This window comes from Lysobacter sp. CCNWLW3, assembly GCF_036697405.1.
In the GTDB taxonomy this organism is placed as follows: domain Bacteria; phylum Pseudomonadota; class Gammaproteobacteria; order Xanthomonadales; family Xanthomonadaceae; genus Lysobacter.
In genome coordinates this window covers 580,573-604,519 of the sequence record NZ_JBAHWA010000001.1, presented here as the reverse complement: position 1 = coordinate 604,519, position 23,947 = coordinate 580,573, and the positions used below count along the sequence as shown (strand labels likewise).

The 23,947-nt window shown below is 69.9% G+C and carries 22 protein-coding genes; 19 read left to right on the top strand and 3 right to left on the bottom strand.

Annotated features, from left to right (window positions below; translation table 11 throughout):
- Positions 1 to 182: 182 nt before the first annotated feature.
- A complete protein-coding gene (gene smpB / locus V1318_RS02740) occupies positions 183 to 695 on the bottom strand; it encodes an SsrA-binding protein SmpB (RefSeq protein WP_332937492.1) in 513 nt (170 codons plus the stop codon).
- A gap of 42 nt (positions 696 to 737) precedes the next feature.
- Here smpB and V1318_RS02735 point away from each other — a divergent pair, with 42 nt between their 5' ends.
- Positions 738 to 1,172 (top strand): type II toxin-antitoxin system RatA family toxin, encoded by a 435-nt coding sequence (locus V1318_RS02735; protein ID WP_332937491.1) that lies wholly within the window; start codon positions 738 to 740, stop codon positions 1,170 to 1,172.
- A complete protein-coding gene (locus tag V1318_RS02730) occupies positions 1,169 to 1,450 on the top strand; it encodes an RnfH family protein (protein WP_332937490.1) in 282 nt (93 codons plus the stop codon). Before V1318_RS02735 ends, V1318_RS02730 begins: the two co-directional genes overlap by 4 nt.
- Before the next feature lie 54 nt (positions 1,451 to 1,504).
- Here the strand turns inward: V1318_RS02730 and bamE are convergent, their stop codons facing one another.
- Positions 1,505 to 1,900 (bottom strand): outer membrane protein assembly factor BamE, encoded by a 396-nt coding sequence (gene bamE / locus V1318_RS02725; RefSeq protein ID WP_332937489.1) that lies wholly within the window; start codon positions 1,898 to 1,900, stop codon positions 1,505 to 1,507.
- A gap of 190 nt (positions 1,901 to 2,090) precedes the next feature.
- Between bamE and fur the strand changes: the two genes are divergently transcribed.
- Positions 2,091 to 2,492 carry a ferric iron uptake transcriptional regulator gene (gene fur, locus V1318_RS02720; protein ID WP_056174976.1) on the top strand — a complete coding sequence of 134 codons (402 nt, stop codon included), beginning with the start codon at positions 2,091 to 2,093 and terminating at the stop codon, positions 2,490 to 2,492.
- A 389-nt stretch (positions 2,493 to 2,881) separates the two neighbouring features.
- Here the strand turns inward: fur and recN are convergent, their stop codons facing one another.
- Positions 2,882 to 4,549: a DNA repair protein RecN gene (recN, locus tag V1318_RS02715; protein ID WP_332937488.1), complete on the bottom strand. Its 1,668-nt coding sequence runs from the start codon at positions 4,547 to 4,549 to the stop codon at positions 2,882 to 2,884.
- Positions 4,550 to 4,898: 349 nt separating this feature from the next.
- On the opposite strand from recN, the gene hrcA reads away from it, so the two are divergent.
- The 16 genes from hrcA to recJ all read left to right on the top strand — a co-directional run bounded on the left by hrcA (position 4,899) and on the right by recJ (position 23,947).
- Positions 4,899 to 5,948, top strand: coding sequence for a heat-inducible transcriptional repressor HrcA (gene hrcA / locus V1318_RS02710; protein ID WP_332937487.1), 1,050 nt, complete (start codon positions 4,899 to 4,901; stop codon positions 5,946 to 5,948).
- 168 nt (positions 5,949 to 6,116) lie between these two features.
- Entirely contained in the window at positions 6,117 to 6,932 is an 816-nt protein-coding gene (gene grpE / locus V1318_RS02705; protein WP_332937486.1) for a nucleotide exchange factor GrpE, read from the top strand.
- Between the two features lie 140 nt (positions 6,933 to 7,072).
- Positions 7,073 to 8,983, top strand: coding sequence for a molecular chaperone DnaK (gene dnaK, locus V1318_RS02700; protein ID WP_332937485.1), 1,911 nt, complete (start codon positions 7,073 to 7,075; stop codon positions 8,981 to 8,983).
- 173 nt (positions 8,984 to 9,156) lie between these two features.
- Complete coding sequence (dnaJ, locus tag V1318_RS02695; RefSeq protein ID WP_332937484.1) at positions 9,157 to 10,281, top strand: molecular chaperone DnaJ; 1,125 nt, start codon at positions 9,157 to 9,159, stop codon at positions 10,279 to 10,281.
- A 207-nt stretch (positions 10,282 to 10,488) separates the two neighbouring features.
- Complete coding sequence (locus V1318_RS02690; RefSeq protein WP_332937483.1) at positions 10,489 to 12,420, top strand: DUF3857 and transglutaminase domain-containing protein; 1,932 nt, start codon at positions 10,489 to 10,491, stop codon at positions 12,418 to 12,420.
- Between the two features lie 19 nt (positions 12,421 to 12,439).
- Entirely contained in the window at positions 12,440 to 12,772 is a 333-nt protein-coding gene (locus V1318_RS02685) for a hypothetical protein (RefSeq protein ID WP_332937482.1), read from the top strand.
- 44 nt (positions 12,773 to 12,816) lie between these two features.
- Positions 12,817 to 13,302, top strand: coding sequence for a hypothetical protein (locus V1318_RS02680; protein ID WP_332937481.1), 486 nt, complete (start codon positions 12,817 to 12,819; stop codon positions 13,300 to 13,302).
- A 55-nt stretch (positions 13,303 to 13,357) separates the two neighbouring features.
- Positions 13,358 to 14,083, top strand: coding sequence for a 4-hydroxy-tetrahydrodipicolinate reductase (gene dapB / locus V1318_RS02675; RefSeq protein WP_332937480.1), 726 nt, complete (start codon positions 13,358 to 13,360; stop codon positions 14,081 to 14,083).
- Between the two features lie 358 nt (positions 14,084 to 14,441).
- Positions 14,442 to 15,569, top strand: a complete 1,128-nt coding sequence (gene carA / locus V1318_RS02670; RefSeq protein ID WP_332937479.1) for a glutamine-hydrolyzing carbamoyl-phosphate synthase small subunit — start codon at positions 14,442 to 14,444, stop codon at positions 15,567 to 15,569.
- Complete coding sequence (locus V1318_RS02665) at positions 15,566 to 16,144, top strand: hypothetical protein (protein WP_332937478.1); 579 nt, start codon at positions 15,566 to 15,568, stop codon at positions 16,142 to 16,144. Before carA ends, V1318_RS02665 begins: the two co-directional genes overlap by 4 nt.
- The gene (locus V1318_RS02660; RefSeq protein ID WP_332937477.1) at positions 16,144 to 16,602 is read left to right on the top strand and encodes a hypothetical protein; all 459 of its coding nucleotides are present in this window, start codon (positions 16,144 to 16,146) and stop codon (positions 16,600 to 16,602) included. Before V1318_RS02665 ends, V1318_RS02660 begins: the two co-directional genes overlap by 1 nt.
- A gap of 48 nt (positions 16,603 to 16,650) precedes the next feature.
- Positions 16,651 to 17,301 carry a hypothetical protein gene (locus V1318_RS02655; protein WP_332937475.1) on the top strand — a complete coding sequence of 217 codons (651 nt, stop codon included), beginning with the start codon at positions 16,651 to 16,653 and terminating at the stop codon, positions 17,299 to 17,301.
- Positions 17,302 to 17,306: 5 nt separating this feature from the next.
- A complete protein-coding gene (gene carB / locus V1318_RS02650) occupies positions 17,307 to 20,555 on the top strand; it encodes a carbamoyl-phosphate synthase large subunit (RefSeq protein WP_332937473.1) in 3,249 nt (1,082 codons plus the stop codon).
- 216 nt (positions 20,556 to 20,771) lie between these two features.
- Complete coding sequence (gene greA, locus V1318_RS02645) at positions 20,772 to 21,248, top strand: transcription elongation factor GreA (RefSeq protein WP_332937472.1); 477 nt, start codon at positions 20,772 to 20,774, stop codon at positions 21,246 to 21,248.
- Positions 21,249 to 21,273: 25 nt separating this feature from the next.
- Positions 21,274 to 22,221 (top strand): phosphoglycerate mutase, encoded by a 948-nt coding sequence (locus V1318_RS02640; RefSeq protein WP_332937470.1) that lies wholly within the window; start codon positions 21,274 to 21,276, stop codon positions 22,219 to 22,221.
- A gap of 10 nt (positions 22,222 to 22,231) precedes the next feature.
- Positions 22,232 to 23,947, top strand: coding sequence for a single-stranded-DNA-specific exonuclease RecJ (gene recJ / locus V1318_RS02635; RefSeq protein WP_332937468.1), 1,716 nt, complete (start codon positions 22,232 to 22,234; stop codon positions 23,945 to 23,947).

Below are 23,947 nucleotides of genomic sequence, written 5' to 3'. Positions count from 1 at the left end.
TTGTGGCGGGCAGGAGCAAATCCCCTCAATCCCCCTTTTTCAAAGTAGGAGGCGGCGGAGGAGCGTTATCGAGGGGGGCTGATCGAACCGTGAGAGACGGCTGCCGCCGATTGCCGGGCCGTATACGGCCAGTCCGTCGAACCGTGGCGGCGGGGCCCGCACAGGCCGGGCCGCCCGAGGCTTCAAGCGTCCCGGTTGTGCCGCCGCATCACGCGCTGCTTCTCGCGCGCCCAGTCGCGTTCCTTGCTGGCTTCGCGCTTGTCGTGGCTCTGCTTGCCCTTGGCCAGGGCGATCTCGGCCTTGACCTTGTTGCCCTTCCAGTACAGCGCGGTGAGCACCACGGTGTAGCCGTCGCGCTGGACCCGGCCGATCAGGTTGTCGATCTCGCGCCGGTGCAGCAGCAGCTTGCGGGTGCGGCGTTCCTCGGCCACGACGTGGGTCGAGGCCGAGATCAGCGGGTTGATCTGGGAGCCGTACAGGAACATCTCGCCCTCGCGGATGACCGCGTAGGCGTCGGTGATGTTGGCGCGTCCGGCGCGGATCGACTTGAGCTCCCAGCCTTGCAGGGCCAGGCCCGCCTCGAAGCGTTCCTCGAGGTGGTAGTCGTGGCGCGAACGCTTGTTCAGGGCAATGGTGCCGCCGGCACCGCCCTTTCCTTTATCCTTGCCGGCCTTGTTGTTTGCATTTTTAGCCATCGCGCCATTGTCCCCGATTGCGCGGCCGCTAGCGAATATTCCATGCCGACCATCCGTCGCTCCGCCCTAGTCGAACATTCCGCCGCGCGCATGTACGCGCTGGTCAACGACGTCGCGGCCTACCCGCGGCGCTTCGACTGGTGCGAGAACGCGCAGGTGCTGGAGGCCAGCGACAGCCACATGGTGGCGCGGCTGGACCTGGGCCTGGGGGCGCTGCGGACCTGGTTCACCACCCGCAATACCCTGGTGCCGCCGCACCATATCGAGCTCAAGCTGGTCGACGGGCCGTTCCGCCAGCTCGGCGGGCGCTGGGAGTTCCATGCCCTGGACGAGTCGGCCTGCAAGGTGACCCTGACCCTGGAGTTCGAGCCGGCGGTGAAGTTGCTGGGCCCGGCGATGGCGATCGGCTTCCAGAGCCTGGCCGACCGCATGGTCGACGACTTCGTGCGGGTCGCCGACCGCGGGGACGAGGCGTGAAGATCGAGCTGGTCCGCGCCTGGCCGCGGCGGTTCGAGTCGCGTGCGCTGGACCTGCCCGAGGGCGCGCGCCTGCGCGACGCGCTGGCCGCCGCGGGCTGGGAGCAGGACCCGGAGGCGGTCGCCTATGCGGTCTACGGCGTGCGCGCCGAGCCCGATGCGGTCCTGCGCGACGGCGACCGGATCGAGCTGCTGCGGCCCCTGTTGGCCGATCCCAAGGACGCACGCCGGCGCCGCGCGCAGGTGCGCGGGCCGCTCAAGGGCGGTACGTCGAAATAGGGCAGGCACCGCCGCGGCGGTGCCGGAGTCTTGCCGGGTCGGACGAGCGCGGCCTCAGCGGCGGCGCTTCTTGTCCTTTTCCTTGGCCAGGTTGCGGCCGAACTGCTTGGGCGCGGCCTTGGCGATCTGCTCGTCCTGCTCCGGGAAGTAGTCGCCGTCCCAGCGGGTCAGGGCGTCGTTCTCGAAGTACAGGACCAGGTTCTTCTTCTCGGTCCGCGCCAGGCGGCCGGTGCGCTGGGTGGCGGTGTAATCCCAGCGGTCGTGGTGGAACGGGTCTTCGATCGAAGGGCTGCCCAGCAGCAACTGCACCTGCTGCTTGGTCATGCCGGCCTGCAGCTGGTCGATCGCGGTCTTCTCGAGCAGGTTGCCCTGGTAGATCGGCTGCTTATAGAGAATGCCGCAACCGGAGGTGATCAGGGCGATCGAAAGGACGAGCAGGAGCTTGCGCATCGTGTGCTGGGACCTATGTCTGCGACGGGCGGGTAACGCGCCGATGATACACTGAAGGCCGCATCCACAAGGGGTGGACCGGGGCGCGCCGCGACGCGTTCATCCGCCGTTCCGGCCGTGGCCGCCGCGCCGCCGGCGCACGAACGCCGGCCCGGGCCGCCCATCGAGCAAGATAAAGAGGGACGATCAGATGGAATCGCAGGACCTGCGCAACGCCGGACTCAAGGTCACCCATCCGCGCATGCGGATCCTGGAGCTGCTGGAGCAGTCCAAGCCGCGCCACATGACCGCCGAGGACATCTACCGGCTGTTGTTGGAAAAAGGCGAGGACATCGGCCTGGCCACGGTCTACCGGGTCCTGACCCAGTTCGAGTCCGCCGGCCTGGTGCTCAAGCACAATTTCGAAGCCGGCCAGTCGGTGTACGAACTCGACCGCGGCCACCACCACGACCACATGGTCGACATCGAGACCGGCAAGATCACCGAGTTCGAAAGCGCCGAGATCGAGGAGCTGCAGCGCAAGATCGCGGCCAAGCACGGCTACGAGATCGAGGAGCACTCGCTGGTGCTGTACGTGCGTAAGAAGCGTTGACGGTCGCGAATCTCGATTCGCGACTCGGGTAGGCAGGGCCGTAGCGCTCGCCGATATACCGGGACAAGAAGGCCCGCCGATGGCGGGCCTTCGCTTTGGCGGGCTGCGTGCCTGCCGGTGTCGAATTACGAGGAATGCGGCGGCGCGGCTTCGTTCGGTGCGGGACCGGCTCGACCGGCAGGACGCCGGCCCGAAGGCTTGGGGCTGCGAAGCCCGATGCGGCCGCGCCGTCGGCGACAGCCAGGCCATTCACTGGATCCCCGCCTGCGCGGGGATGACGGATCGAGAGTGGCGACGAGGTTCTAAGCTCTTTTCGAATCCCGAATCCCGAATCCCGAATCCCGAATCCCGAATCCCGAATCCCGAATCCCGAATCCCGAATCCCGGCCTTAAACCACGTCCGCCAGCAGCCGCTTGGCCGCCGCGCGCACTTCCTTGGTCAGCTCGACGCCGCCGAGCATGCGCGCCAGTTCTTCTTCGCGCTGCTTGGCGTCCAGGCGCTGGACCGCGCTCTGGGTGACGCCCTCGCTGGCCGATTTGCTGACCCGGTAATGGGCGTGGCCCTGGGCCGCGACCTGGGGCAGGTGGGTCACGCACAGGACCTGGCGACTGGCGCCCAGGGCGCGCAGCTTCTGGCCGACGATCTCGGCCACGGCGCCGCCGATGCCGGAGTCGACCTCGTCGAAGACCATGCTGGGCACCGTATCCAGGCCCAGTGCGGCCACTTCGATGGCCAGCGAGACGCGCGAGAGTTCGCCGCCGGAGGCGACCTTGCGCAGGGCGCGCGCGGGCTGGCCGGGGTTGGCCGCGACCAGGAACTCGACGCGCTCGCCGCCCAGCGGGTCGGGACGGTCTTCGCCGATGGGTTCCAGGGCGATCTCGAAGCGGCCGCCGCCCATGCCCAGTTCGCCGATCAGGCCGGTGGTGGCCGCGGACAGAGCCTGGGCGGCGATCCTGCGCGAGGCGCTGAGCTGGTCGGCGCTGCCGTGCCAGGCCTTGCGCGCGCCGACGATCTCGCCGTCCAGGCGTGCCAGGCGTTCGCCGGCGCCGCGCAGGACTTCCAGCTCGGCGCCCATGCCGTCGCGGTGCGCGGCCAGTTGTTCGGGCGTCACCCGGTGCTTGCGCGCGAGTTCGTGCAGGCGGCCCAGGCGCTGTTCCAGGGTTTCGAAGGCGGACGGGTCCAGGTCGAGGTCGTCGCGCACGCGCCCGAGCAGGGCCAGGGCCTCGTCGACCTGGATCGCGGCGGCGTCGAGCATGGCGTCGACGTCGAGCAGGCGCGCCTCGTGCTCGGCCACCCGCTGCAGCTCGCCGCGTACCTGCTGCAGGTTGCGCGACAGCGAGGGGCCGTCCTCGCCGCCGAGGCGGGCGAAGGCGTGGTCGCAGGCGGCGATCAGGCCGGCGGCGTGGGCATGGCGCTTGTGGTCGGCGACCAGGCGCGCGATCGCCTCGGGTTCCAGGGTTTCGCGTTCGAGTTCGGCGTACTGGTGTTCCAGCCAGCCGATGCGTTCGGAGACGTCGCCCTTGGCGATCAGCGCGTCGCGCTCGCGCAGCAGGGCGTTCCAGTCGCGCGCGGCGGCGTCGACGGCGGCGCGCGCGGCGTCGTTGCGCGCGTAGGCGTCGAGCAGGGCGAGCTGGCTGGCCTTGGACAGCAGGGCCTGGTGCTCGTGCTGGCCGTGGATCTCGACCAGGTGCGAGGCCAGGTCGGCGAGCTGGCCCAAGGTGGCCGGGCGGCCGTTGATCCAGGCCCGCGAGCCGCCATCGGCGCGGATCACGCGCCGGACTTGGCAGCTGTCGTCCTCGTCCAGCTCGTTCTCGCGCAGCCAGGCGGCGGCCGGCGCGGCGTCGTCCAGGGAGAAGTCGGCGACCAGTTCGGCGCGGTCGGCGCCGTGGCGGACCACGCCGCTGTCGGCGCGCAGGCCGCTGATCAGGCCCAGGGCGTCGACCAGCAGCGATTTGCCGGCGCCGGTCTCGCCGGAGATCACGGTCAGGCCGGGGCCGAACGAGAGCTCGGCCGCGCTGACCACGACGAAATGCTTGAGGGAAAGGTGGGTGAGCATGCGCTGGCGGCGTTGTGGAGCGGCGATTGTGCCGGGTCGGGGATGACCGGGCTAGCAGGGAAGGCCGCCAATCTGCGTCGGAATAGTCTCCAAAGCTGAGATTGGGATGCGCGAAATCGCGCGCCAGCCCCCAATGGTTCGCACGACCCCACCGCCCCCGCTTGTCTTCCCCCTTTGAAAAAGGGGGATTGAGGGGAATTTGCTTCTACCGCGCAGCCGACTCCGGCACGACCGGCTCACCCCGCACGCCGCCGGCGTCCGCCGCCGAACCCGGCGAGCCCCGATCATGAACCGCCGTCCCGCATCGCCCCGCTTGCGCCGGCCGCCGGGCGCGCTTATATCGACAGCAATGAACCTGCGTTCTTCCGACCTCAGCCTGGATCCGCGCGCGCGCCAGTTGTTGCGCACGCTGATCGGGCGCTACATCCACAGCGGCGAACCGGTCGGCTCGCAGACGCTGGCGCGCCACGCCGGCCTGGACGTGAGCGCGGCGACCATCCGCAACATCCTGTCCGACCTGGAGGAAGCCGGCCTGCTCAGCGCCCCGCACACCTCGGCCGGGCGGGTGCCGACCGCGCAGGGCTATCGCTTGTTCGTGGATTCGCTGCTGCAGGTGCGGCCGCTGCCCGAGGGCGACTTGGCGCGCCTGCGCAGCGAACTGCCGGCCGGCTCGGGCACCCAGGCCCTGCTCGGCAGCGCTTCGGAGCTGCTGTCGGCGATGACCCATTTCGTCGGCGTGGTCAGCGTGCCCAAGCGCGAGCAGTTCGCGTTCCGGCGCATCGACTTCGTGCCGCTGGACGCGCAGCGCGTGCTGGCGATCCTGGTGTTCGCCGATCACGACGTGCAGAACCGCATCATCCAAACCCGGCGCCCGTTCGAGGCCAGCGAGCTGGAGCGGGTGGCCAACTACCTCAACACCCATTTCGCCGGCAGGCCGGTCGCCGATATCCGCGCGACCCTGCTGCACGAGCTGCGCAGCGCGCAGTCGGAGATGGCCGCGCTGCTGGCGCAGTCGGTGGAGCTGGCCGAGCAGGCGCTGGCGCCCGAGCGCGACGACGACATGGTGCTGGCCGGGCAGACGCGCCTGATGGGCGTGCAGGAGCTGTCCGACGTCGAGCGCCTGCGCGAGCTGTTCGAGGCCTTCGCGCGCAAGCGCGAGATCCTGCAGCTGCTGGAGCGCACCATCCACGCCCCGGGCGTGCGCATCTTCATCGGCGAGGAAACCGGGCTGGCGCCGCTGGAGGGGGTGTCGCTGGTGACCGCGCCGTACACCGCCGGCGGCCGCGTGCTGGGCGTGCTGGGCGTGATCGGGCCGACCCGGATGGCCTACGAGCGGGTGATCCCGGTGGTGCAGGCCGCCGCGGACGCGCTGGGAGATGCGTTCAAGCCCGAAGGCTGAGCGCGCGACCGAAAGACGGACCGGCCTTAGGGGAAAGGCGGACCGGCCTTAGGGTAGGAGCGGCGTAAGCCGCGACCGCGACCTCCAACAGCCGTCGCAACCTGCGTCCTCCACCAAGCCGCAGCCCCTTGTGGGAGCGGCGTAAGCCGCGATCGAACCCCACACGCGATGCGGGTATCACCGTCGCCGAACCCCATCGCGGCTTACGCCGCTCCCACAGGGGCTGCGAACGCCCCGCGCCCCGGCATCGCCGCCTCGGCGCCAGGCCCCGATAAGCGGCGATGGCCGAATCATTCGGCCCGCGCCCCCGCCATCGTCCCAAAAACGGCATCGAACCACGGTGCTAGCCGCTGTTGCCGCACGATCGCCGCAGATCGTGGCACTTCTGCGCGGCGCGCACTTGAACGGCCTGGGCGCGGCCCCAATAGCTGCCCCTGTCGCGGAAGTACCGCCAGGACCCAGCCCAGCATGAGCCACCACGATCCCAATCCCGAACTCCAGCCCGATGCGCAGGACGCGGCCGCCGCCGTCGCGCCGAACGAGGTCGAGACCCTGCGCGCCGAACTGGCCCAGGCCCGCGAGGACGCGCTGCGCGAGCGCGCCGAACTCGACAACCAGCGCAAGCGCCTGGCGCGCGACATCGACATGGCGCGCAAGTTCGCCAACGAGCGCCTGCTCGGCGCCCTGCTGCCGGTGATCGACAGCCTGGAAGCCGGCCTGGCCGCCGCCGGCGGCGACGCCAGCGCGCTGCGCGAGGGCATGGAGCTGACCCTGCGCCAGCTGCTCAAGGTCGCCGGCGACAACGGCCTGGTCGCGGTCGATCCGACCGGCCAGCCGTTCAACCCCGAGCAGCACCAGGCCATGAGCATGGTGCCGGCGCCGGGCGTGGCCCCGAACCACGTGGTCCAGGTCTACCAGAAGGGTTGGCTGTTGAACGAGCGCCTGCTGCGCCCGGCCCTGGTCGTGGTCGCCCAGGACGCCTGAACGGTCGCCGGCGCGAGCGCGCCACGGCCGACGGGCGAGGGCGGGGGCGCTTGAACCGCCCGCGACCGGACCCCAAATAACGCACATCGGCGCCTGCACGGCAGCCGCAACATCAAAAGCATTCGAGAGGGAACAACACCATGGGCAAGATCATCGGCATCGACCTGGGCACGACCAACTCGTGCGTGGCGATCATGGAAGGCGGCAACGTCAAGGTCATCGAGAACGCGGAAGGCGATCGCACCACGCCGTCCATCGTCGCCTTCACCAAGGACGGCGAAGTCCTGGTCGGCGCGTCGGCCAAGCGCCAGGCCGTCACCAACCCCAAGAACACCTTCTACGCGGTGAAGCGCCTGATCGGCCGCAAGTTCACCGACGCCGAAGTGCAGAAGGACCTGGACCTGGTGCCCTACGGCATCGTCCAGCACGACAACGGCGACGCCTGGGTGTCGACCGCCGACGCCAAGAAGATGGCGCCGCAGCAGATCTCGGCCGAAGTGCTGGCCAAGATGAAGAAGACCGCCGAGGCCTACCTGGGCGAGACCGTCACCGAGGCGGTCATCACCGTGCCGGCCTACTTCAACGACAGCCAGCGCCAGGCCACCAAGGACGCGGGCAAGATCGCCGGCCTGGAAGTCAAGCGCATCATCAACGAGCCGACCGCGGCCGCGTTGGCCTACGGCATGGACAAGAAGGGCGGCGATCGCAAGGTCGCGGTCTACGACCTCGGCGGCGGCACCTTCGACGTGTCGATCATCGAGATCGCCTCGGTCGACGGCGAAATGCAGGTCGAGGTGCTGGCCACCAACGGCGACACCTTCCTGGGCGGCGAAGACTTCGACAAGCGCGTCATCGACTACTTGGTCGACGAATTCCAGAAGGACCAGGGCATCGACCTGCGCAAGGATCCGCTGGCCCTGCAGCGCCTGAAGGACGCGGCCGAGCGCGCCAAGATCGAGCTGTCCAGCGCCCAGCAGACCGAAGTCAATCTGCCCTACGTGACCGCCGACGCCTCCGGCCCGAAGCACCTCAACATCAAGCTGACCCGCGCCAAGCTGGAGTCGCTGGTCGAGGACCTGGTCAAGAAGACCATCGAGCCCTGCCGCATCGCCCTCAACGACGCCGGCCTGCGCGCCAGCGACATCAGCGAAGTGATCCTGGTCGGCGGCCAGACCCGCATGCCCAAGGTCGGCCAGGCCGTGGCCGAGTTCTTCGGCAAGGAACCGCGCAAGGACGTCAACCCGGACGAAGCCGTCGCCGTCGGCGCGGCGATCCAGGGCGGCGTGCTGGCCGGCGAGGTCAAGGACGTGCTGCTGCTGGACGTGACCCCGCTGTCGCTGGGCATCGAAACCCTGGGCGGCGTGTTCACCAAGATCATCGAGAAGAACACCACGGTGCCGACCAAGGCCTCGCAGACCTTCTCCACCGCCGAGGACAACCAGTCCGCGGTGACCGTGCACGTGCTGCAGGGCGAGCGCGAGCAGGCCCGCTACAACAAGTCGCTGGCGCGCTTCGACCTGTCCGGCATCGAACCTTCGCCGCGCGGCATGCCGCAGGTCGAGGTCTCGTTCGACATCGACGCCAACGGCATCCTGCACGTGTCGGCCAAGGACAAGAAGACCGGCAAGGAGCAGAAGGTCGAGATCAAGGCCGGCTCGGGCCTGTCCGAGGAGGAGATCGCCAAGATGGTCGCCGACGCGGAAGCCAACCGCGAGGAAGACCAGAAGTTCCACGAGCTGGTGCAGGCCCGCAACCAGGCTGACGGCTTGATCCACATGGCGCGCAGCACGATCAAGGAGCACGGTGAGAAGCTGCCGGGCGACGCGATCGGCCGCACCGAGGGCGCGATCGCCGAGCTCGAGACCGCGATGAAGGGCGACGACAAGGGCCAGATCGAGGCCAAGTCCAAGGCCCTGGCGGAAGCCGCGCAGGCGCTGGACGCGGCGGTGCAGGCCCAGCAGCCGGGCGCGGACGCGGGCGGCAACGCCGGCGCCAAGTCCGAGGACGTGGTCGACGCCGAGTTCACCGAGGTCAAGGACGAGAAGAAGTAAAGCCGGGAATGGAGAATGGGGAATCGGGAATGGGTACGCGGCTTGTGCTTGCGGTCCGTCGACACCCGATTCCCCTTTCTTGTATCCGTCGCGGGCGGCAGGCGTACCCACGCGCCGCCTGTTTTTGATTTAACGATTCCCGACTCTCAATTCCCGATTCCCGACCTGCGCCCATGAGCAAACGCGACTACTACGAAGTGCTGGGCGTGGCCCGCAACGCCAGCGACGAAGACCTGAAGAAGGCCTATCGGCGCTGCGCGATGAAGCACCACCCGGACCGCAACCCCGACGACAAGTCCGCCGAGGCCGCGTTCAAGGAGTGCAAGGAGGCCTACGAGGTGCTGTCCGACGGCAACCGCCGGCGCGCCTACGACCAGCACGGCCACGCCGCGTTCGAGCACGGCATGGGCGGTGGCGGCGGTGGCGCCGGCTACGCCGACATGGGCGACATCTTCGGCGACATCTTCGGCAACATCTTCGGCGGCGGCGCCCAGCGCGGTCCGCGCCGCGGCGCCGACATCGGCTACGTGATGGAGCTGTCGCTGGAGGAAGCGGTCGGCGGCCTGGACAAGCAGATCGAAATCCCGACCCTGGACGAATGCGACACCTGCCACGGCTCGGGTTCGGCCGACGGCAAGCTGGAAACCTGCGCCACCTGCAACGGCCGCGGCCAGGTCCGGTTCCAGCGCGGCATCTTCTCCATGCAGCAGGCCTGCCCGCATTGCGGCGGCCGTGGCCAGACCATCGCCGACCCCTGCAAGGACTGCCACGGCCAGGGCCGGGTCGAACGCACCAAGACCCTGCAGGTCAAGATTCCGGCCGGCGTCGACAACGGCGATCGCATCCGCCTGACCGGCGAAGGCGAGGCCGGCCCGGCCGGTTCGCCGCCCGGCGACCTGTACGTGGAAGTGCGCGTGCGCGAGCACGAGATCTTCCAGCGCGACGGCGACGACCTGCATTGCGAAGTACCGATCCGCATCTCCCAGGCCGCGCTCGGCGACACCATCCGCGTGCCCACGCTGGGCGGCGAGGTCGAGCTGCGGATTCCGTTCGAGACCCAGAGCGGCAAGCTGTTCCGCCTGCGCGACAAGGGCGTGAAGTCGGTGCGCAGCCGCAAGCCCGGCGATCTGTACTGCCGGGTGGTGGTGGAAACGCCGGTCAACCTGACCGTCGAGCAGCGCGAGCTGTTGGAGAAGTTCGAAGCGACCTTCATCGGCGAAGGCGCGCGCAAGCATTCGCCGCGTTCCTCGACCTTCCTCGACGGCGTCAAGGGCTTCTGGGACCGGATGACCTCCTGAGGTCGGCGCCGGCCTGTCGACCAAGGGGGCCGCGGCCCCCTTTTTCGTGGCCGCGATGTGTCTCGGCGGGCTTGCGCCGGACCGGTCTTAGCGGTGCCCGCGCGATGTGATAGAACGTCTCGCATCCGGCGTTGGGCCGGCTCAGGACGGCGCGGCGCGGAACCATTCCGCAAGGCGCGCGTCGCCACCGAGGAACAGGGGGAAGGGATGCGTATCGCAACACGGCGGCTGTGCGCCGCGATCGGTCTGGCGCTGGCGTGCGCCAGCGCCCTGGCCCAGGACGCCGCGTCCGCCGCGGCGCCGGCTCAGGCTCCGGTAGCCCTGGCCCCGGCGGCGCAGGCCGCGCCCGACGAGCCGATGCGCAACGAGCGCGCGCACCTGAGCTACACCGTGCAGCCCGACGGCAGCTACGTCGAACAGCGCGAAATGCAGGTCAAGGTGCTGGACGAGCGCGCGGTCGAATACGCCAAGCGCGAATCGATCAGCTACAGCGCCAGCATCCAGCAGTTGGACGTGATCGAGGCCTATACGCGCAAGGCCGACGGCCGCCGCATCGACGTGCCCAAGTCCAACTTCCAGGTCGAAACCAACGACGGCCGCGACGGCGGCGGGCCGGCCTTCTCCGACATCGCCACCACCAGCCTGATCTTTCCCGATGTCGTCGCCGGCGACACGGTGGTGCTGTCCTACCGGCTGACCGGCAAGCAGCCGATGTTCGATCGCCAGTTCTCCGAACTCGACAGCTACGGCGACAGCCAGTACATGGGCGACGTGCGCATCAAGATCGACGCGCCGGCCGCGATGTGGGCCCAGCACAAGGCCTGGGGCGCGATGAAGCAAGTGCGCGACGAGACCGTCGGCGATCGCCGCATCGTCGAATGGAGCTATCGGAACCTCGCGCCGCGCAAGCGCAAGAACCGCGATAACTCGGTGTACCGCGTCGATCGGTTCCCCGGCTTCGCCTATTCGACCTTCCGCAGCTACGGCGACATCGCGCGCGCCTACGGCGAGCGCGCGCTGCCCAAGGCGGTGCCGACCGCGCGCGTGCGCAAGCTCGCCGACGAGATCGCCGCCGGCAAGACCGACCAGCGCGAGGTTGCGCGCGCCCTGTACGAATGGGTGTCGACCAACATCCATTACGGCGGCAACTGCATCGGCCTGGGCGCGGTGGTGCCGCGCGACCAGGACTTCGTGCTCGACAACCGCCTGGGCGATTGCAAGGACCACGCGACCCTGCTGCAGGCGCTGCTGGCGGCCAAGGGCATCGAGGCCAGCCAGGCCCTGGTCAACGCCGGCAACGTGTACCAACTGCCCGAGATTCCGGTCGCTTCCAGCGTCAACCACGTGATCAATTACCTGCCCGGGCTGGACCTGTACCTGGACGCCACCGCCAAGGGCATCCCCTTCGGCGATCTGCCGGTGAGCGTGGCCGGCAAGCCGGTGCTGCGCGTCGACCGCCCCGAGCTGAGCGCGCAGACACCCGCCTACCGCTCCGGCCGCAATCGCCAGCGCATGACCACCCACCTGACCGTGGCCGAGGACGGCTCGATCAAGGGCAAGGTCGCGGTGGAGGTATCGGGCTTTCCGGCGATCACCCTGCGCGAGGCCTTGCGCGGCCTGACCCAGGAGCAGTCCCAGGACCTGGTCAAGAACTACTTCCGCGCCGGCGGCCTGGTCGCCCAAGGCAGCTTCCGCCACGACGATCCCAAGGCCCTGATCGACACCCAGAACTACGACGCCGAGTTCGAGGTCGCGCAGATGCTGCCGGTGCCGGGTGCGATCCCGCTCGGGCCCTTGTTCATGAACCCGATGCCGGTGGCGAGCTTCGCCGCCAGCGCCAACGAGGACATCAGCGAACAGGGCGACACCGCCTGCACGGGCGGGCGCTCGGAGGAGATCTACCGGATCGAGTTCCCGGCCGGCATGAAGGTGATCGCGGTGCCGTCGAATCTTTCGCTCGAATCCGGCGGCCTGCGCTACCAGGCCAGCTACAGCCTCAAGGGCAACGTGCTCGAGGCCAGCCGCGTATTCGAGGACGGCACGCCGGGGCCGCTGTGCACGCCGGAGTACAACCGCGCCTTCCAGGCCTTCGCCAAGAAGGTGCTGCCGAACCTGAAGTCGCAGGTGGTGTACCAGTAGGCGGGCAGGACGCATCGCCGTGTCCTTGCCCGCGCATGAGCTCGTGTTCGCGCCCGGCCGCCACGCCTGCAGCCTGCAAGCGGCGGCGAGCCGGGTGTTCGGCGCGCTCGGCATCGCGCGGCCGCGCCTGATCGAGAAGACCGGGCCGGGCCAGGCCCTGGACCTGTACTGGGAAGGCCGCCGCGACGGCGTGGTCTGCCGCGTGCGCGGCAGCGACTGGGATCCGCGACTGCCGCAGACCCGCCTGCATATCGAGCTCAGCCGCGGCGCCAAGGCCGGGGCGATGCTGCAACGCTTGCAGGGCTATGCGGCGGAGCAGGGCTGGGGCTCGGCCGAGGTTGCCGACGCATGAGGTCGTGCCGCAACTCGCTCCGCCCCTCGGTGAGCGCCGCGGCGATGAGTTTGCGCCTGCGCTGCGTGCTCCGGCTCGGCATCGCCGTCGCCGTATTCGCGCTGGCGATGCCGGCGTCGGCGGCCTGCCTGGGCGAAACGCCGTTGGCGGCCGCGCAGGCCTGGTTCCGGGATCACTACAGCTTCTGGAACGATCCGCCCGAAGTCTTGCGCGAAACCTTCGCGCCGCCCTTGCTGGGCCTGCTGCGACGCGAGCAGGCCTGCAGCGAGGCCGAAGGCCTGTGCGCGATCGACGCCGACCCCTGGCTGGACGCGCAGGACGGCGAAGCGCGCGACCCCGAGTATTTCGCCGAGGGCGCGAACGAGGTGCGGCTGCGCTACCGCTTCGTGCTGACCGAGGATATGCCGGCGCGGGCGCGCGAGCTGCGCCTGCATTTCAGCGGCGCGGGCCGCTGCTGGCGCGCGGCCGATCTGATCGGGCCGGATGGCCAGTCCCTGCGTACGACCCTGGCGCGTTATCACGGCCGATAGGGCGACGCGGCCTCGGCGCTTGTCGAAACTCCGGCCCAGCCGTTAGCCTGCCGGCATGAACGAGACCCCCCGACTCCTGATCCACGGCGCCTCCGGGCGCATGGGCCTGGCGCTGCTGCGCCTGGCCGCCGGCCGCGACGATCTCGGCGTGGTCGCCGCGGTCTCGCGCAAATCGCCGGCGCAGCGCGTGGTCGACGGCGTGCCGCAGTTCGCCGCCAGCGAACTCGGCGGCGTCCCCGAGTTCGATGTCGCCATCGATTTCAGCCTGCCCGAAGGCTTCGACCCGGTGCTGGCGCTGTGCGCGCAGCGCGGCTGCGCCCTGGTCTCGGGCACCACCGGCCTGTCTTCGGAGCAAAACCGCGCGATCGAGGCGGCCAGCGCGCGCATCGCCGTGGTCTGGGCCGCCAACTACAGCCTGGGCGTGGCGGTGCTGACCGAGCTGGTGCGCCGCGCCGCGGCCGCGCTGCCGGCCTGGGACTGCGACATCGTCGAGGCCCATCACACCCGCAAGCTCGACGCGCCTTCGGGCACCGCCCTGCATCTGGGGCGTGCGGTCGAGATCGGCAGCGGCCGCGACCCGCACTACGCCAGCCTGCGCGCCGGCGACATCGTCGGCGAGCACACGGTCCAGTTCGCCAGCGCCGGCGAGCGCCTGGAGCTGATCCACCGCGCGAGCAACCGCGACATCTTCGCGCGCGGCGCGCTGGAGGCGGCGCTGAAGGTGGTGCGCCAGGCCCCGGGCCGCTACGGCCTGGCCGAGCTGATGTTTCCGAATCTGTGAGTCGCCCAGCGGCGGGCTCAAGGCCCTGAGCCGCGCCGCGCGTATCGATCCGCCGGTGTAAGCGCGCGGTACCGGCCCGGCGGAGCGCTCCGGATCGGGGCGCCGCGCCGGTTTGCCGATCCGGGCCGCAAGGCCGGATCGGCTGCCGCGAAGGTGAACGGCCGGTTTGCGGGCGCGCCTACGCCCGCGCGAATGGGCCGGCGCGGCTGGCGTTCGGCGGTCGCCGTCGGTACAATTCTCGCTCGCCTGAACCCCGCCCGCCGGACCGGTCCCGCACCGCGTCCGTGTTTTGCTGCAAGCCGGTTTTGCCGGTGCGCGCTGGACGGGGTCAGTATCCTCGGCAGCCAAGGCGACCCCCGTGACCCAACCCGCAATCCTCGCTCTCGAAGACGGCACCGTATTCGAGGGCGTTTCCGTAGGCGCGCCCGGCCTCAGCGTCGGCGAAGTCGTCTTCAATACCGCCATCACCGGTTACCAGGAAATCCTCACCGATCCGTCCTACGCGCGCCAACTGGTCACGCTGACCTATCCGCACGTGGGCAACACCGGCTGCACCGACCAGGACGACGAAGCCGGCCAGGTCTGGGCCTCGGGCCTGATCGTGCGCGACGTGCCGCGCCGCCCCAGCAATTGGCGCAGCCAGGTCGCGCTGCCGCAGTGGCTGGCCGAGCGCGGCGTGGTCGCGATCGCCGATATCGACACCCGCAAGCTGACCCGTCTGCTGCGCGACCGCGGCGCCCAGAACGGCGCGCTGATGGCGGGCGAGGGCATAAACGCCGCCCAGGCCATCGAGGCCGCGCGCAAGTTCCCCGGCCTGAAGGGCATGGACCTGGCCAAGGAAGTGAGCACCCGCGAACGCTACGAATGGCGCGACGGCCAGCTCGATCTGGACGCCAACGCCTTCGTCCAGGCCGAACCGCGTTTCCATGTCGTCGCCTACGATTTCGGCGTCAAGCGCAACATCCTGCGCATGCTCGCCGAGCGCGGCTGCCGGGTGACCGTGGTGCCGGCGCAGACCTCGGCCGCCGAGGTGCTGGCGCTGAAACCCGACGGAGTGTTCCTGTCCAACGGCCCCGGCGATCCGGAGCCCTGCGACTACGCGATCGCCGCGATCGGCGAGTTCCTGGCGCGCAAGCTGCCGACCTTCGGCATCTGCCTGGGCCATCAGCTGCTGGGCCTGGCCGCGGGCGCCAAGACCCTGAAGATGAAATTCGGCCACCACGGCGCCAACCACCCGGTCCAGGACCTGGATACGGGGCGGGTCATGATCACCTCGCAGAACCACGGCTTCGCGGTCGACGAGGCCACGCTGCCGGCCAACGTGCGGGTGATCCACCGCTCGCTGTTCGACGGCAGCAACCAGGGCATCGAGCTCAGCGACGCGCCGGCCTTCAGTTTCCAGGGCCACCCGGAAGCCAGCCCGGGCCCGCACGACGTCGCGCCGCTGTTCGATCGCTTCGTCGCCAGCATGGAGTCGGCGCGATGAAGGCCTTAGCGTTCGCCGCCGCCCTGGTGGCGGGGCTGGCCTGGACGGCCCCGGCCGACGCGGCCGTGCCGACCGATGCCGAAGTCGCGCAGATCCAGCAGCTGCTGGGTTTCGACGTCGCCATCGAGCGCGTGATCGCCGGCAAGATCGACAACGCCGAAGAGTTCAAGGGTTTCAGCGCCAGCCAGCGCGGTTGCATCAAGGGCCAACTGCTGCCGGAGTTCAGGACCAGCATGGTCGATGCCTTCCGCCAGCTGTTCGGCGACGGCGAGACCATCGCCGCCTGGACCCGCTTCGGCCAGACCCAGGGCGGCGCCAAGTTCGTCGCCGGCATGCGCGCGCAGGTCAAGGGCAACATCGACAACGCCGTCGACGGCGCGCCCAAGGCCGAGGCGGTCGAGTTCTTCAAGGGCATGAACGCCGAAGAGCTGATGCAGGTGATGGAGTTCATGCAGAGCCCGGCCGCCAAGGTGCTGGAGCGCGAGTTCCCCGACACCGACGTCAGCCCGGCGCAGATCGAGCAGTTGGGCCAGCGCGTGTCCGAGCGTTGCGGCATCGAGATGCCCAAGGCCTGATGAGCGCCGCGCCGGCCATGGCCGCGACCGCAGCGCGCAAGCTCGCGCGCCGCTGGCGCCGTTGGCTGGCCGCCGGCGCCGTGTTCGCGGCTTATCCGGCCTTCGTCCTGATCGCGGTGTATTCGCACTTCTTCGCCGCCGGCCTGCCGGGCGGGCGCAACGGCCCCGCCGACGCCTACCGGCATTCCCTGGCCAGCGCCGTGGTCGCCTACACCACCTCGCCGCGCCTGGTGGACTGGGTCACCTGGGTCATGGAGCGCGACGGGCAGGGCAACCGCAGCCGCGCCATGGACGCGCACAACAACCGCATCGGCGCGCGCATCGGCCACGACGCTCGCAGCTGGGACGAAATGAACGCCGCGGTGCTCGCCGCCGTGCGCCAGGGCGCCATCGACGCCCAGGGCGCGCAGCAGATCACCTGGCTGCCGCCCGCCGATTGGCGGGACCGCCTGTACTGACATGCCCATCCCGCACACCCCGCGACGCTTACCCAACGGAGACAAGGAATGACCCTGCAAGCCCGCTGCAATGCCGTCGCCGCCGCCGCGTTGTTGGCGCTGCTGCCCTTCACCGTGTCCGCCCAGAACGCGCAGGCGCAGGCCGACGGCCTCACCGAGGTGATGCTGCAGATGCTGCCGTTCGGCAAGATCCTCGACGATGCCGCCGCCGCCGATCCCGAGTGGCCGCTGCAGGGCAAGGCCGACAAGGTCACCCCCAAGCAGCTGGGCTGCCTGCGCAGCGAACTGTCGACCACCGGCTACCGCCGCAGCAAGCGCGCCGAAGCCCTCACGTACGTGCAGGCCCATCCCGAACGCATCGACGCCGACATGGCCCTGCTCAAGGGCGGCGCCGCCAGCGTGTTCTCCGACTTCATCAACGCCGGCGTCGACGAAGCCCAGACCGGCAAGAAGGTCGAGACCAGCGAAGTGATGAAGAAGATGAAGGCCGACCAGATGCTGTCCTTCGTGGACTTCATCACCGACGCCGACAACGCGCCGCTGCGCGAACTGGTCGGCATCGGCGAAGCCTTCAACCCCTCCAAGACGGCGCAGGAGAACAGCGACGCCGGCAAGAGCATCGGCACCCGTCTGGTGCTGAAGCTGATGCTGGGCGCGATGACGACCTGCGACGTGCCGCCTTCCACGATACTCGAGTGATCTAAATGCCCAAGCGCACCGACATCAAAACCGTCCTGATCATCGGCGCCGGGCCGATCGTGATCGGTCAGGCCTGCGAATTCGACTACTCGGGCGCGCAGGCCTGCAAGGCGCTGCGCGACGAGGGTTATCGCGTGGTGCTGGTGAACAGCAATCCGGCCACGATCATGACCGACCCGAACATGGCCGACGCCGTGTACATCGAGCCGATCAACTGGCAGACGGTCGAGAAGATCATCGCCAAGGAAAAGCCCGATGCGCTGCTGCCGACCATGGGCGGCCAGACCGCGCTGAACTGCGCGCTGGACCTGGCCGATAACGGTGTGCTGGAGAAGTACAACGTCGAGCTGATCGGCGCCAAGCGCGACGCCATCCGCATGGCCGAGGACCGCGAACTGTTCCGCGTGGCCATGGCCGAGATCGGCCTGGAGTGCCCCAAGGCCGAGGTCGCGCGCAGCTTCGAGCAGGCCGTCGACATCCAGACCCGGGTCGGCTATCCGACCATCATCCGCCCCAGCTTCACCCTGGGCGGCAGCGGCGGCGGCATCGCCTACAACAAGGAGGAGTTCGAGGAGATCGCCAAGCGCGGCCTCGAGCTGTCGCCGGTGCACGAGATCCTGGTCGAGGAATCGGTGCTGGGCTGGAAGGAGTTCGAGATGGAAGTGGTCCGCGACACCGCGGACAACTGCATCATCGTGTGCTCGATCGAAAACTTCGACGCCATGGGCGTGCACACCGGCGACTCGATCACCGTCGCCCCGGCGCAGACCCTGACCGACAAGGAATACCAGCGCCTGCGCGACGCCTCGATCGCGGTGCTGCGCAAGATCGGCGTCGATACCGGCGGCTCCAACGTGCAGTTCGGCATCAACGCCCAGAACGGCCGCGTGGTCGTGATCGAGATGAACCCGCGCGTGTCGCGTTCCTCGGCGCTGGCGTCCAAGGCCACCGGCTTCCCGATCGCCAAGATCGCCGCCAAGCTGGCGATCGGCTACACCCTGGACGAACTGCGCAACGAGATCACCGGCGGCGCCACCCCGGCCTCGTTCGAGCCGACCATCGACTACGTGGTCACCAAGATTCCGCGCTTCGCCTTCGAGAAGTTCCCGCAGGCCGACGCGCGCCTGACCACGCAGATGAAGTCGGTCGGCGAAGTCATGGCGATGGGCCGGACCTTCCAGGAATCGCTGCACAAGGCCCTGCGTGGCCTGGAGACCGGCAAGGTCGGCCTCGACCCGACCGGCCTGGACCTGTCCAGCGAAGCCGACCTGGCCAAGCTGCGCCGCGAGCTCAAGGAGCCGGGCCCGGAGCGCATGTTCCATATCGGCGACGCCTTCCGCGCCGGCATGAGCGTGGAGGACGTGCACGCGCTGTCCTTCGTCGATCCCTGGTTCCTGGACCAGATCGAGGAGCTGATCGCCGCCGAGCGCAAGCTCGCCGAGGCCGGCCTGGCCTCGCTGGACAAGGCCAGCATGCGCGCGCTCAAGCGCATGGGCTTCTCCGACGCGCGCATCGCCCAGCTCACCGGCACCGACGAGACCGCCGTGCGCACCCTGCGCCGCGCCTTCGGCGTGCGCCCGGTGTACAAGCGCGTGGACTCCTGCGCGGCCGAGTTCGCCACCACCACCGCCTACATGTACTCGACCTACGAGGACGAGTGCGAGGCGCAGCCGAGCAACCGCGACAAGATCATCGTGCTCGGCGGCGGCCCCAACCGCATCGGCCAGGGCATCGAGTTCGACTACTGCTGCGTGCACGCCGCGCTCGCCCTGCGCGAGGACGGCTACGAAACCATCATGGTCAACTGCAACCCGGAGACGGTCTCCACCGACTACGACACCTCCGACCGCCTGTACTTCGAGCCGCTGACGCTGGAAGACGTGCTGGAGATCGCCGACCTGGAGAAGCCCAAGGGCGTGATCGTGCAGTACGGCGGCCAGACCCCGCTCAAGCTGGCGCGCGCGCTGGAAGCCAACGGCGTGCCGATCATCGGCACCAGCCCGGACAGCATCGACCTGGCCGAGGACCGCGAGCGCTTCCAGCAGTTGGTCCAGCAACTGGGCCTGGCGCAGCCGATCAACCGCACCGCTCGCAACCCCGACGAAGCCCTGGTGCTGGCCAACCAGATCGGCTACCCGATGGTGGTGCGTCCCAGCTACGTGCTCGGCGGCCGCGCGATGGAGATCGTCTACTCCGACGCCGACCTCACGCGCTATATCCGCGACGCGGTCAAGGTCTCCAACGACTCGCCGGTGCTGCTGGACCGCTTCCTCGACAACGCCGTCGAAGTCGACGTGGACATCATCGCCGACCGCGAAGGCCACGTGCTGATCGGCGGCGTGATGGAGCACATCGAAGAAGCCGGCGTGCACTCCGGCGACTCCTCGTGCTCGCTGCCGCCGTACTCGCTGTCGCAGGCGACCCAGGACGAGCTGCGCAAGCAGGTCGTGGCCCTGGCCAAGTCGCTCAAGGTCGTCGGCCTGATGAACACCCAGTTCGCGATCCAGACCGACGCCGAAGGCCGCGACACCATCTTCCTGATCGAAGTGAACCCGCGCGCCTCGCGCACGGTGCCGTTCGTGTCCAAGGCCACCGGCATGGCCCTGGCCAAGATCGCCGCGCGCTGCATGGTTGGCCAGACCCTGGCCTCGCAGGGCGCGCTGGAGGAGATCGTGCCGGACTACTACTCGGTCAAGGAAGCGATCTTCCCGTTCGCCAAGTTCCAGGGCGTGGACCCGATCCTCGGGCCGGAGATGCGTTCCACCGGCGAGGTCATGGGCGTGGGCAAGAACTTCGGCGCGGCCATGGCGCGCGCCCAGGAAGCCGGCGGCATCAAGGCGCCGCCGGTGGGCAAGGTGTTCGTCTCGGTGCGCGACCCGGACAAGCAGCGCGTGCTGTCGGTGGCGCAGGAACTGGTGCGCCGCGGTTACAGCCTGGTCGCCACCAGCGGCACCCAAGCCTTCTTCAGCGGCCACGGCGTGGCCTGCGAAGTGGTCAACAAGGTCACCGAGGGCCGCCCGCACGTGGTCGACCTGATCAAGAACGGCGAGATCGTCTACATCATCAACACCACCGAAGGCCGCCAGGCGATCTCGGACTCGTTCTCGATCCGCCGCGAGGCGCTGCAGGCGCGCATCACCTATTCGACCACGGTGTCCGGTGCGCGCGCGCTGGTGAACTCGCTGGACTACCGCGGCCAGGGCCCGGTGTGGTCGCTGCAGGAGCTGCACGCGCAGATCCAGGGCGCGGCCTGAGCCGGCAGGGGCGCGGACCGGCTCCGCGTCCCAGGCCGTAGCGGACGCGGAGCGGCTCCGCGTCCCGGACGCCCGCGCGCCAGACGCGGGCGTCCGGCCAGTTTTCCCGGATTTTCCCGGCGGCGCCCGATGGGGTGCCAAGCGGCCGCGTTCGCGGCACAATCGAACTTTGCAAACGCAAGCGACCGGCCGCCGGCCGGCACGAGGAACGACGAGATGAGAGCACCGATCACGGTGAAGGGCGCGCAGCGCCTGCGCGCGGAACTGGAAGAGCTGAAGTCGGTCAAGCGACCGGCCGTGATCAATGCGATCGCCGAGGCGCGCGCGCACGGCGACCTCAAGGAGAACGCCGAGTATCACGCCGCGCGCGAGCAGCAGAGCTTCATCGAGGGCCGCATCAAGCAGCTCGAGTCCGAGCTCTCGCACGCCCAGCTGATCGACGTGTCCACCCTCAACGCCGGCTCCAAGATCGTGTTCGGCGCCACCGTGGAGCTGGCCGACGTCGACACCGACGAAGAGCGCACCTACCAGATCGTGGGCGACCTGGAAGCCGACATCAAGCAGGGCCTGATCGCGATTTCCTCGCCGGTCGCGCGCGCGCTGATCGGCAAGCACGAGGGCGACAGCGTCGTCATCGAGGCACCGGGCGGCACCCACGAGTACGAAATCGTCGGCGTCAGTTACGCCGGCTGAGCAGGCCGCGACCGCGAGGCCGCGCATGACGCCCACCACCGCGACCCTGCTGCTGCCCGAGCGCGAGCGCTTCGGCGGGCAGCGCCTGTCCGAGGAGCTGGGCCGCCGGCTCGCGCGCGCCGACCGTGTCGAGCGCAGCGGCGATCCGCTCGCGCGCGTGCTCGACGTGCTGCCGCGCGGCTGGCCGGTGGCCGCGGCCACCCGTCAGCGCGACGCCCGCGACGCCGCCAACGCGGCCTGGTTGCGCGCCGACCCGGCCTACGTGCGCCCCGATCTCAACGGCGCGCGCCTGCTCGCCTACGGCCAGGCCCTGGGCCTGGACGAGGCCGAGGCCGCCGATTTCCTGCGCACGCTCAAGCCGGCCTTCGGCGACGCCGGTTTCCCGATCGACGCGCCGCTGCCTTCGCGCTGGTACCTGCGTCTGCCGCAGGGCGCCAGGCTGCCGGCGTTCGCCAGCCCGGAGACCGCGCTCGGCGCCGACCTGTTCGAGCATCTGCCGGACGCGGCCGACAACAGCCCCGAGGGCCGGCGCTGGCGTTCGCTGCTGAGCGAGGCGCAGGTGCTGCTGCACAACCACCCGCGCAACGCCCAGCGCATCGCCGCCGGCCAGGCGCCGGTGAACTCGCTGTGGTTCTGGGGTGCCGGCGTGCTGCCCGATCACGTGCGCAGCGCCTACGCGCGCATCTGCAGCGACGACGAAGCGCTGACCGCCCTGGGCTCGCTGGCCGGCGCGCGCGTGGCCGCGCTGCCGCCGCGTTGGAGCGCGGGCGAGGGCGACCTCGCGGTCGACCTGCGCCGCGCGCGCGACCTGCAGGCGCTGGAGCGCGACTGGCTGACGCCGCTGGGCGCTGAGCTCGACGCCGGCCGGGTCCAGCGGATCGCGCTGGAGTTCGGCGACAGCGAAGCTTTCGAACTCGCGCGCGGCCAGCGCTGGCGCTTCTGGCGCCGGCCCCTGCGCTCGCTGCAGCCATGACGGCGCGCGCATGAACCAGGCCGCCCGCCTGCGCCGGCGCGAGATCGCCGACCCCGGCGCCTGGCCCGACAGCGTGTCGCCGCTGCTGCGCCGGGTGTACGCCGCGCGCGGCGCGATCGCGATCGAACAGGCGCAGCCGCGCCTGGCCCAGCTGCTGCCGCCCGACGGCCTCGGCGGCCTGGACGCCGCCACCGCCTTGCTCGCCGACGCGATCGCCGGCGACCGCCACATCGTCGTGGTCGGCGACTTCGACTGCGACGGCGCCACCGCCTGCGCGGTCGGCGTGCGCGGCCTGCGCATGCTCGGCGCGCGCCGGGTTTCGCACGCGGTGCCCAATCGCATGGTGCACGGCTACGGCCTGTCGCCGGCGCTGGTGGACGAACTGGCCGCGCTGCAGCCCGATCTGCTGGTCACCGTCGATCACGGCATCGCCTGCCATGCCGGCATCGCCGCGGCCAAGGCGCGCGGCTGGCAGGTGCTGGTCACCGACCACCATCTGCCCGGCGAGCATCTGCCGCCAGCGGACGCGATCGTCGATCCCAACCTGCCCGGCGATGCGTTCCCGAGCAAGGCCCTGGCCGGGGTCGGGGTGATGTTCTACGTGCTGCTGGCGCTGCGTCGCGTACTGCGCGCGCAAGGGCGCTGCGAAGGCAACGGACCGGATCTGCAGGTGCTGCTGGACCTGGTCGCGGTCGGCACCGTCGCCGACCTGGTGCCGCTGGACGCCAACAACCGCGCCCTGGTCGCGGCCGGTCTGCGCCGGCTGCGCGCGGGGCAGGGCGGGGCCGGCCTGCGCGCCCTGATCGAAGTTTCGCAACGCGACGCGCGCCGCCTGACCGCCGCCGACATCGGCTACGCGCTGGCGCCGCGCCTCAACGCCGCCGGCCGGCTCGAAGACATGGCCCTGGGCATCGAATGCCTGCTGACCGAGAACGAGGCGCAGGCCCGCGAGATCGCCCACAGCCTCAACGAGATCAACTCCGAGCGGCGCGCGGTGCAGCAGCAGATGACCGACGAGGCCGCGGTCGCGTTCGCCAAGGTCGCGCTGGATGCGGCTTATGCGCCGCTCGCGGTCTGTTTGTTCGACGAGGACTGGCACCCGGGCGTGGTCGGCCTGGTCGCCTCGAAGATGAAGGAGCGCCTGCACCGGCCGGTGATCGCGTTCGCGCCCGCCGAACCCGGCAGCGACGCGCTGCGCGGCTCGGCGCGTTCGATTCCCGGTTTCCATATCCGCGACGCGCTGGCCGACGTGGCCGCGCAGCACCCCGAGCTGATCGAGCGCTTCGGCGGCCACGCCATGGCCGCCGGCCTGTCGCTGCACCGCGCCTCGCTGGATGCGTTCCGCAGCGCCTTCGAGCGCTGCGCCGGCGCCTTGCTCACCCCCGAGCTGTTGCAGGCCGACGTGCTCAGCGACGGCGAACTCGGCGCGGGCGAGTTCGACCGCGCCAGCGCCGAGTCGCTGCGCGACGGCGGGCCTTGGGGGCAGGGCTTCCCCGAACCGCAGTTCGACGGCGAGTTCCCGGTGCTGGGCTGGCGCGTGGTCGGCGAGCGCCATCTCAAGCTCGAACTCGGCCACCAGGGCCGGCGCTTGAACGCGATCGAGTTCGGCGGCTGGCACGGCGATCCGCCGCCGGCGCGGGTGCGCATCGCCTATCGGCTGGAGCCGGACGATTACCGCGGCGGCGATGCGGTCCAGTTGGTAATCACGCATCGCGAGCCGGCCTAG

What these genes read in the sequence shown, in the direction of transcription:
- hrcA (WP_332937487.1), top strand. Translation starts at nt 4,899, where the DNA reads ATGAACCTGCGTTCTTCCGACCTCAGCCTGGATCCGCGCGCGCGCCAG.
- V1318_RS02680 (WP_332937481.1), top strand. Translation starts at nt 12,817, where the DNA reads ATGAGTTTGCGCCTGCGCTGCGTGCTCCGGCTCGGCATCGCCGTCGCC.
- V1318_RS02640 (WP_332937470.1), top strand. Translation starts at nt 21,274, where the DNA reads ATGACGCCCACCACCGCGACCCTGCTGCTGCCCGAGCGCGAGCGCTTC.
- V1318_RS02660 (WP_332937477.1), top strand. Translation starts at nt 16,144, where the DNA reads ATGAGCGCCGCGCCGGCCATGGCCGCGACCGCAGCGCGCAAGCTCGCG.
- smpB (WP_332937492.1), bottom strand. Translation starts at nt 695, where the DNA reads ATGGCTAAAAATGCAAACAACAAGGCCGGCAAGGATAAAGGAAAGGGC.
- carB (WP_332937473.1), top strand. Translation starts at nt 17,307, where the DNA reads ATGCCCAAGCGCACCGACATCAAAACCGTCCTGATCATCGGCGCCGGG.
- dnaK (WP_332937485.1), top strand. Translation starts at nt 7,073, where the DNA reads ATGGGCAAGATCATCGGCATCGACCTGGGCACGACCAACTCGTGCGTG.
- dnaJ (WP_332937484.1), top strand. Translation starts at nt 9,157, where the DNA reads ATGAGCAAACGCGACTACTACGAAGTGCTGGGCGTGGCCCGCAACGCC.
- recN (WP_332937488.1), bottom strand. Translation starts at nt 4,549, where the DNA reads ATGCTCACCCACCTTTCCCTCAAGCATTTCGTCGTGGTCAGCGCGGCC.
- dapB (WP_332937480.1), top strand. Translation starts at nt 13,358, where the DNA reads ATGAACGAGACCCCCCGACTCCTGATCCACGGCGCCTCCGGGCGCATG.
- bamE (WP_332937489.1), bottom strand. Translation starts at nt 1,900, where the DNA reads ATGCGCAAGCTCCTGCTCGTCCTTTCGATCGCCCTGATCACCTCCGGT.
- greA (WP_332937472.1), top strand. Translation starts at nt 20,772, where the DNA reads ATGAGAGCACCGATCACGGTGAAGGGCGCGCAGCGCCTGCGCGCGGAA.
- grpE (WP_332937486.1), top strand. Translation starts at nt 6,117, where the DNA reads ATGCGGGTATCACCGTCGCCGAACCCCATCGCGGCTTACGCCGCTCCC.
- V1318_RS02665 (WP_332937478.1), top strand. Translation starts at nt 15,566, where the DNA reads ATGAAGGCCTTAGCGTTCGCCGCCGCCCTGGTGGCGGGGCTGGCCTGG.
- fur (WP_056174976.1), top strand. Translation starts at nt 2,091, where the DNA reads ATGGAATCGCAGGACCTGCGCAACGCCGGACTCAAGGTCACCCATCCG.
- V1318_RS02690 (WP_332937483.1), top strand. Translation starts at nt 10,489, where the DNA reads ATGCGTATCGCAACACGGCGGCTGTGCGCCGCGATCGGTCTGGCGCTG.
- V1318_RS02655 (WP_332937475.1), top strand. Translation starts at nt 16,651, where the DNA reads ATGACCCTGCAAGCCCGCTGCAATGCCGTCGCCGCCGCCGCGTTGTTG.
- recJ (WP_332937468.1), top strand. Translation starts at nt 22,232, where the DNA reads ATGAACCAGGCCGCCCGCCTGCGCCGGCGCGAGATCGCCGACCCCGGC.
- V1318_RS02735 (WP_332937491.1), top strand. Translation starts at nt 738, where the DNA reads ATGCCGACCATCCGTCGCTCCGCCCTAGTCGAACATTCCGCCGCGCGC.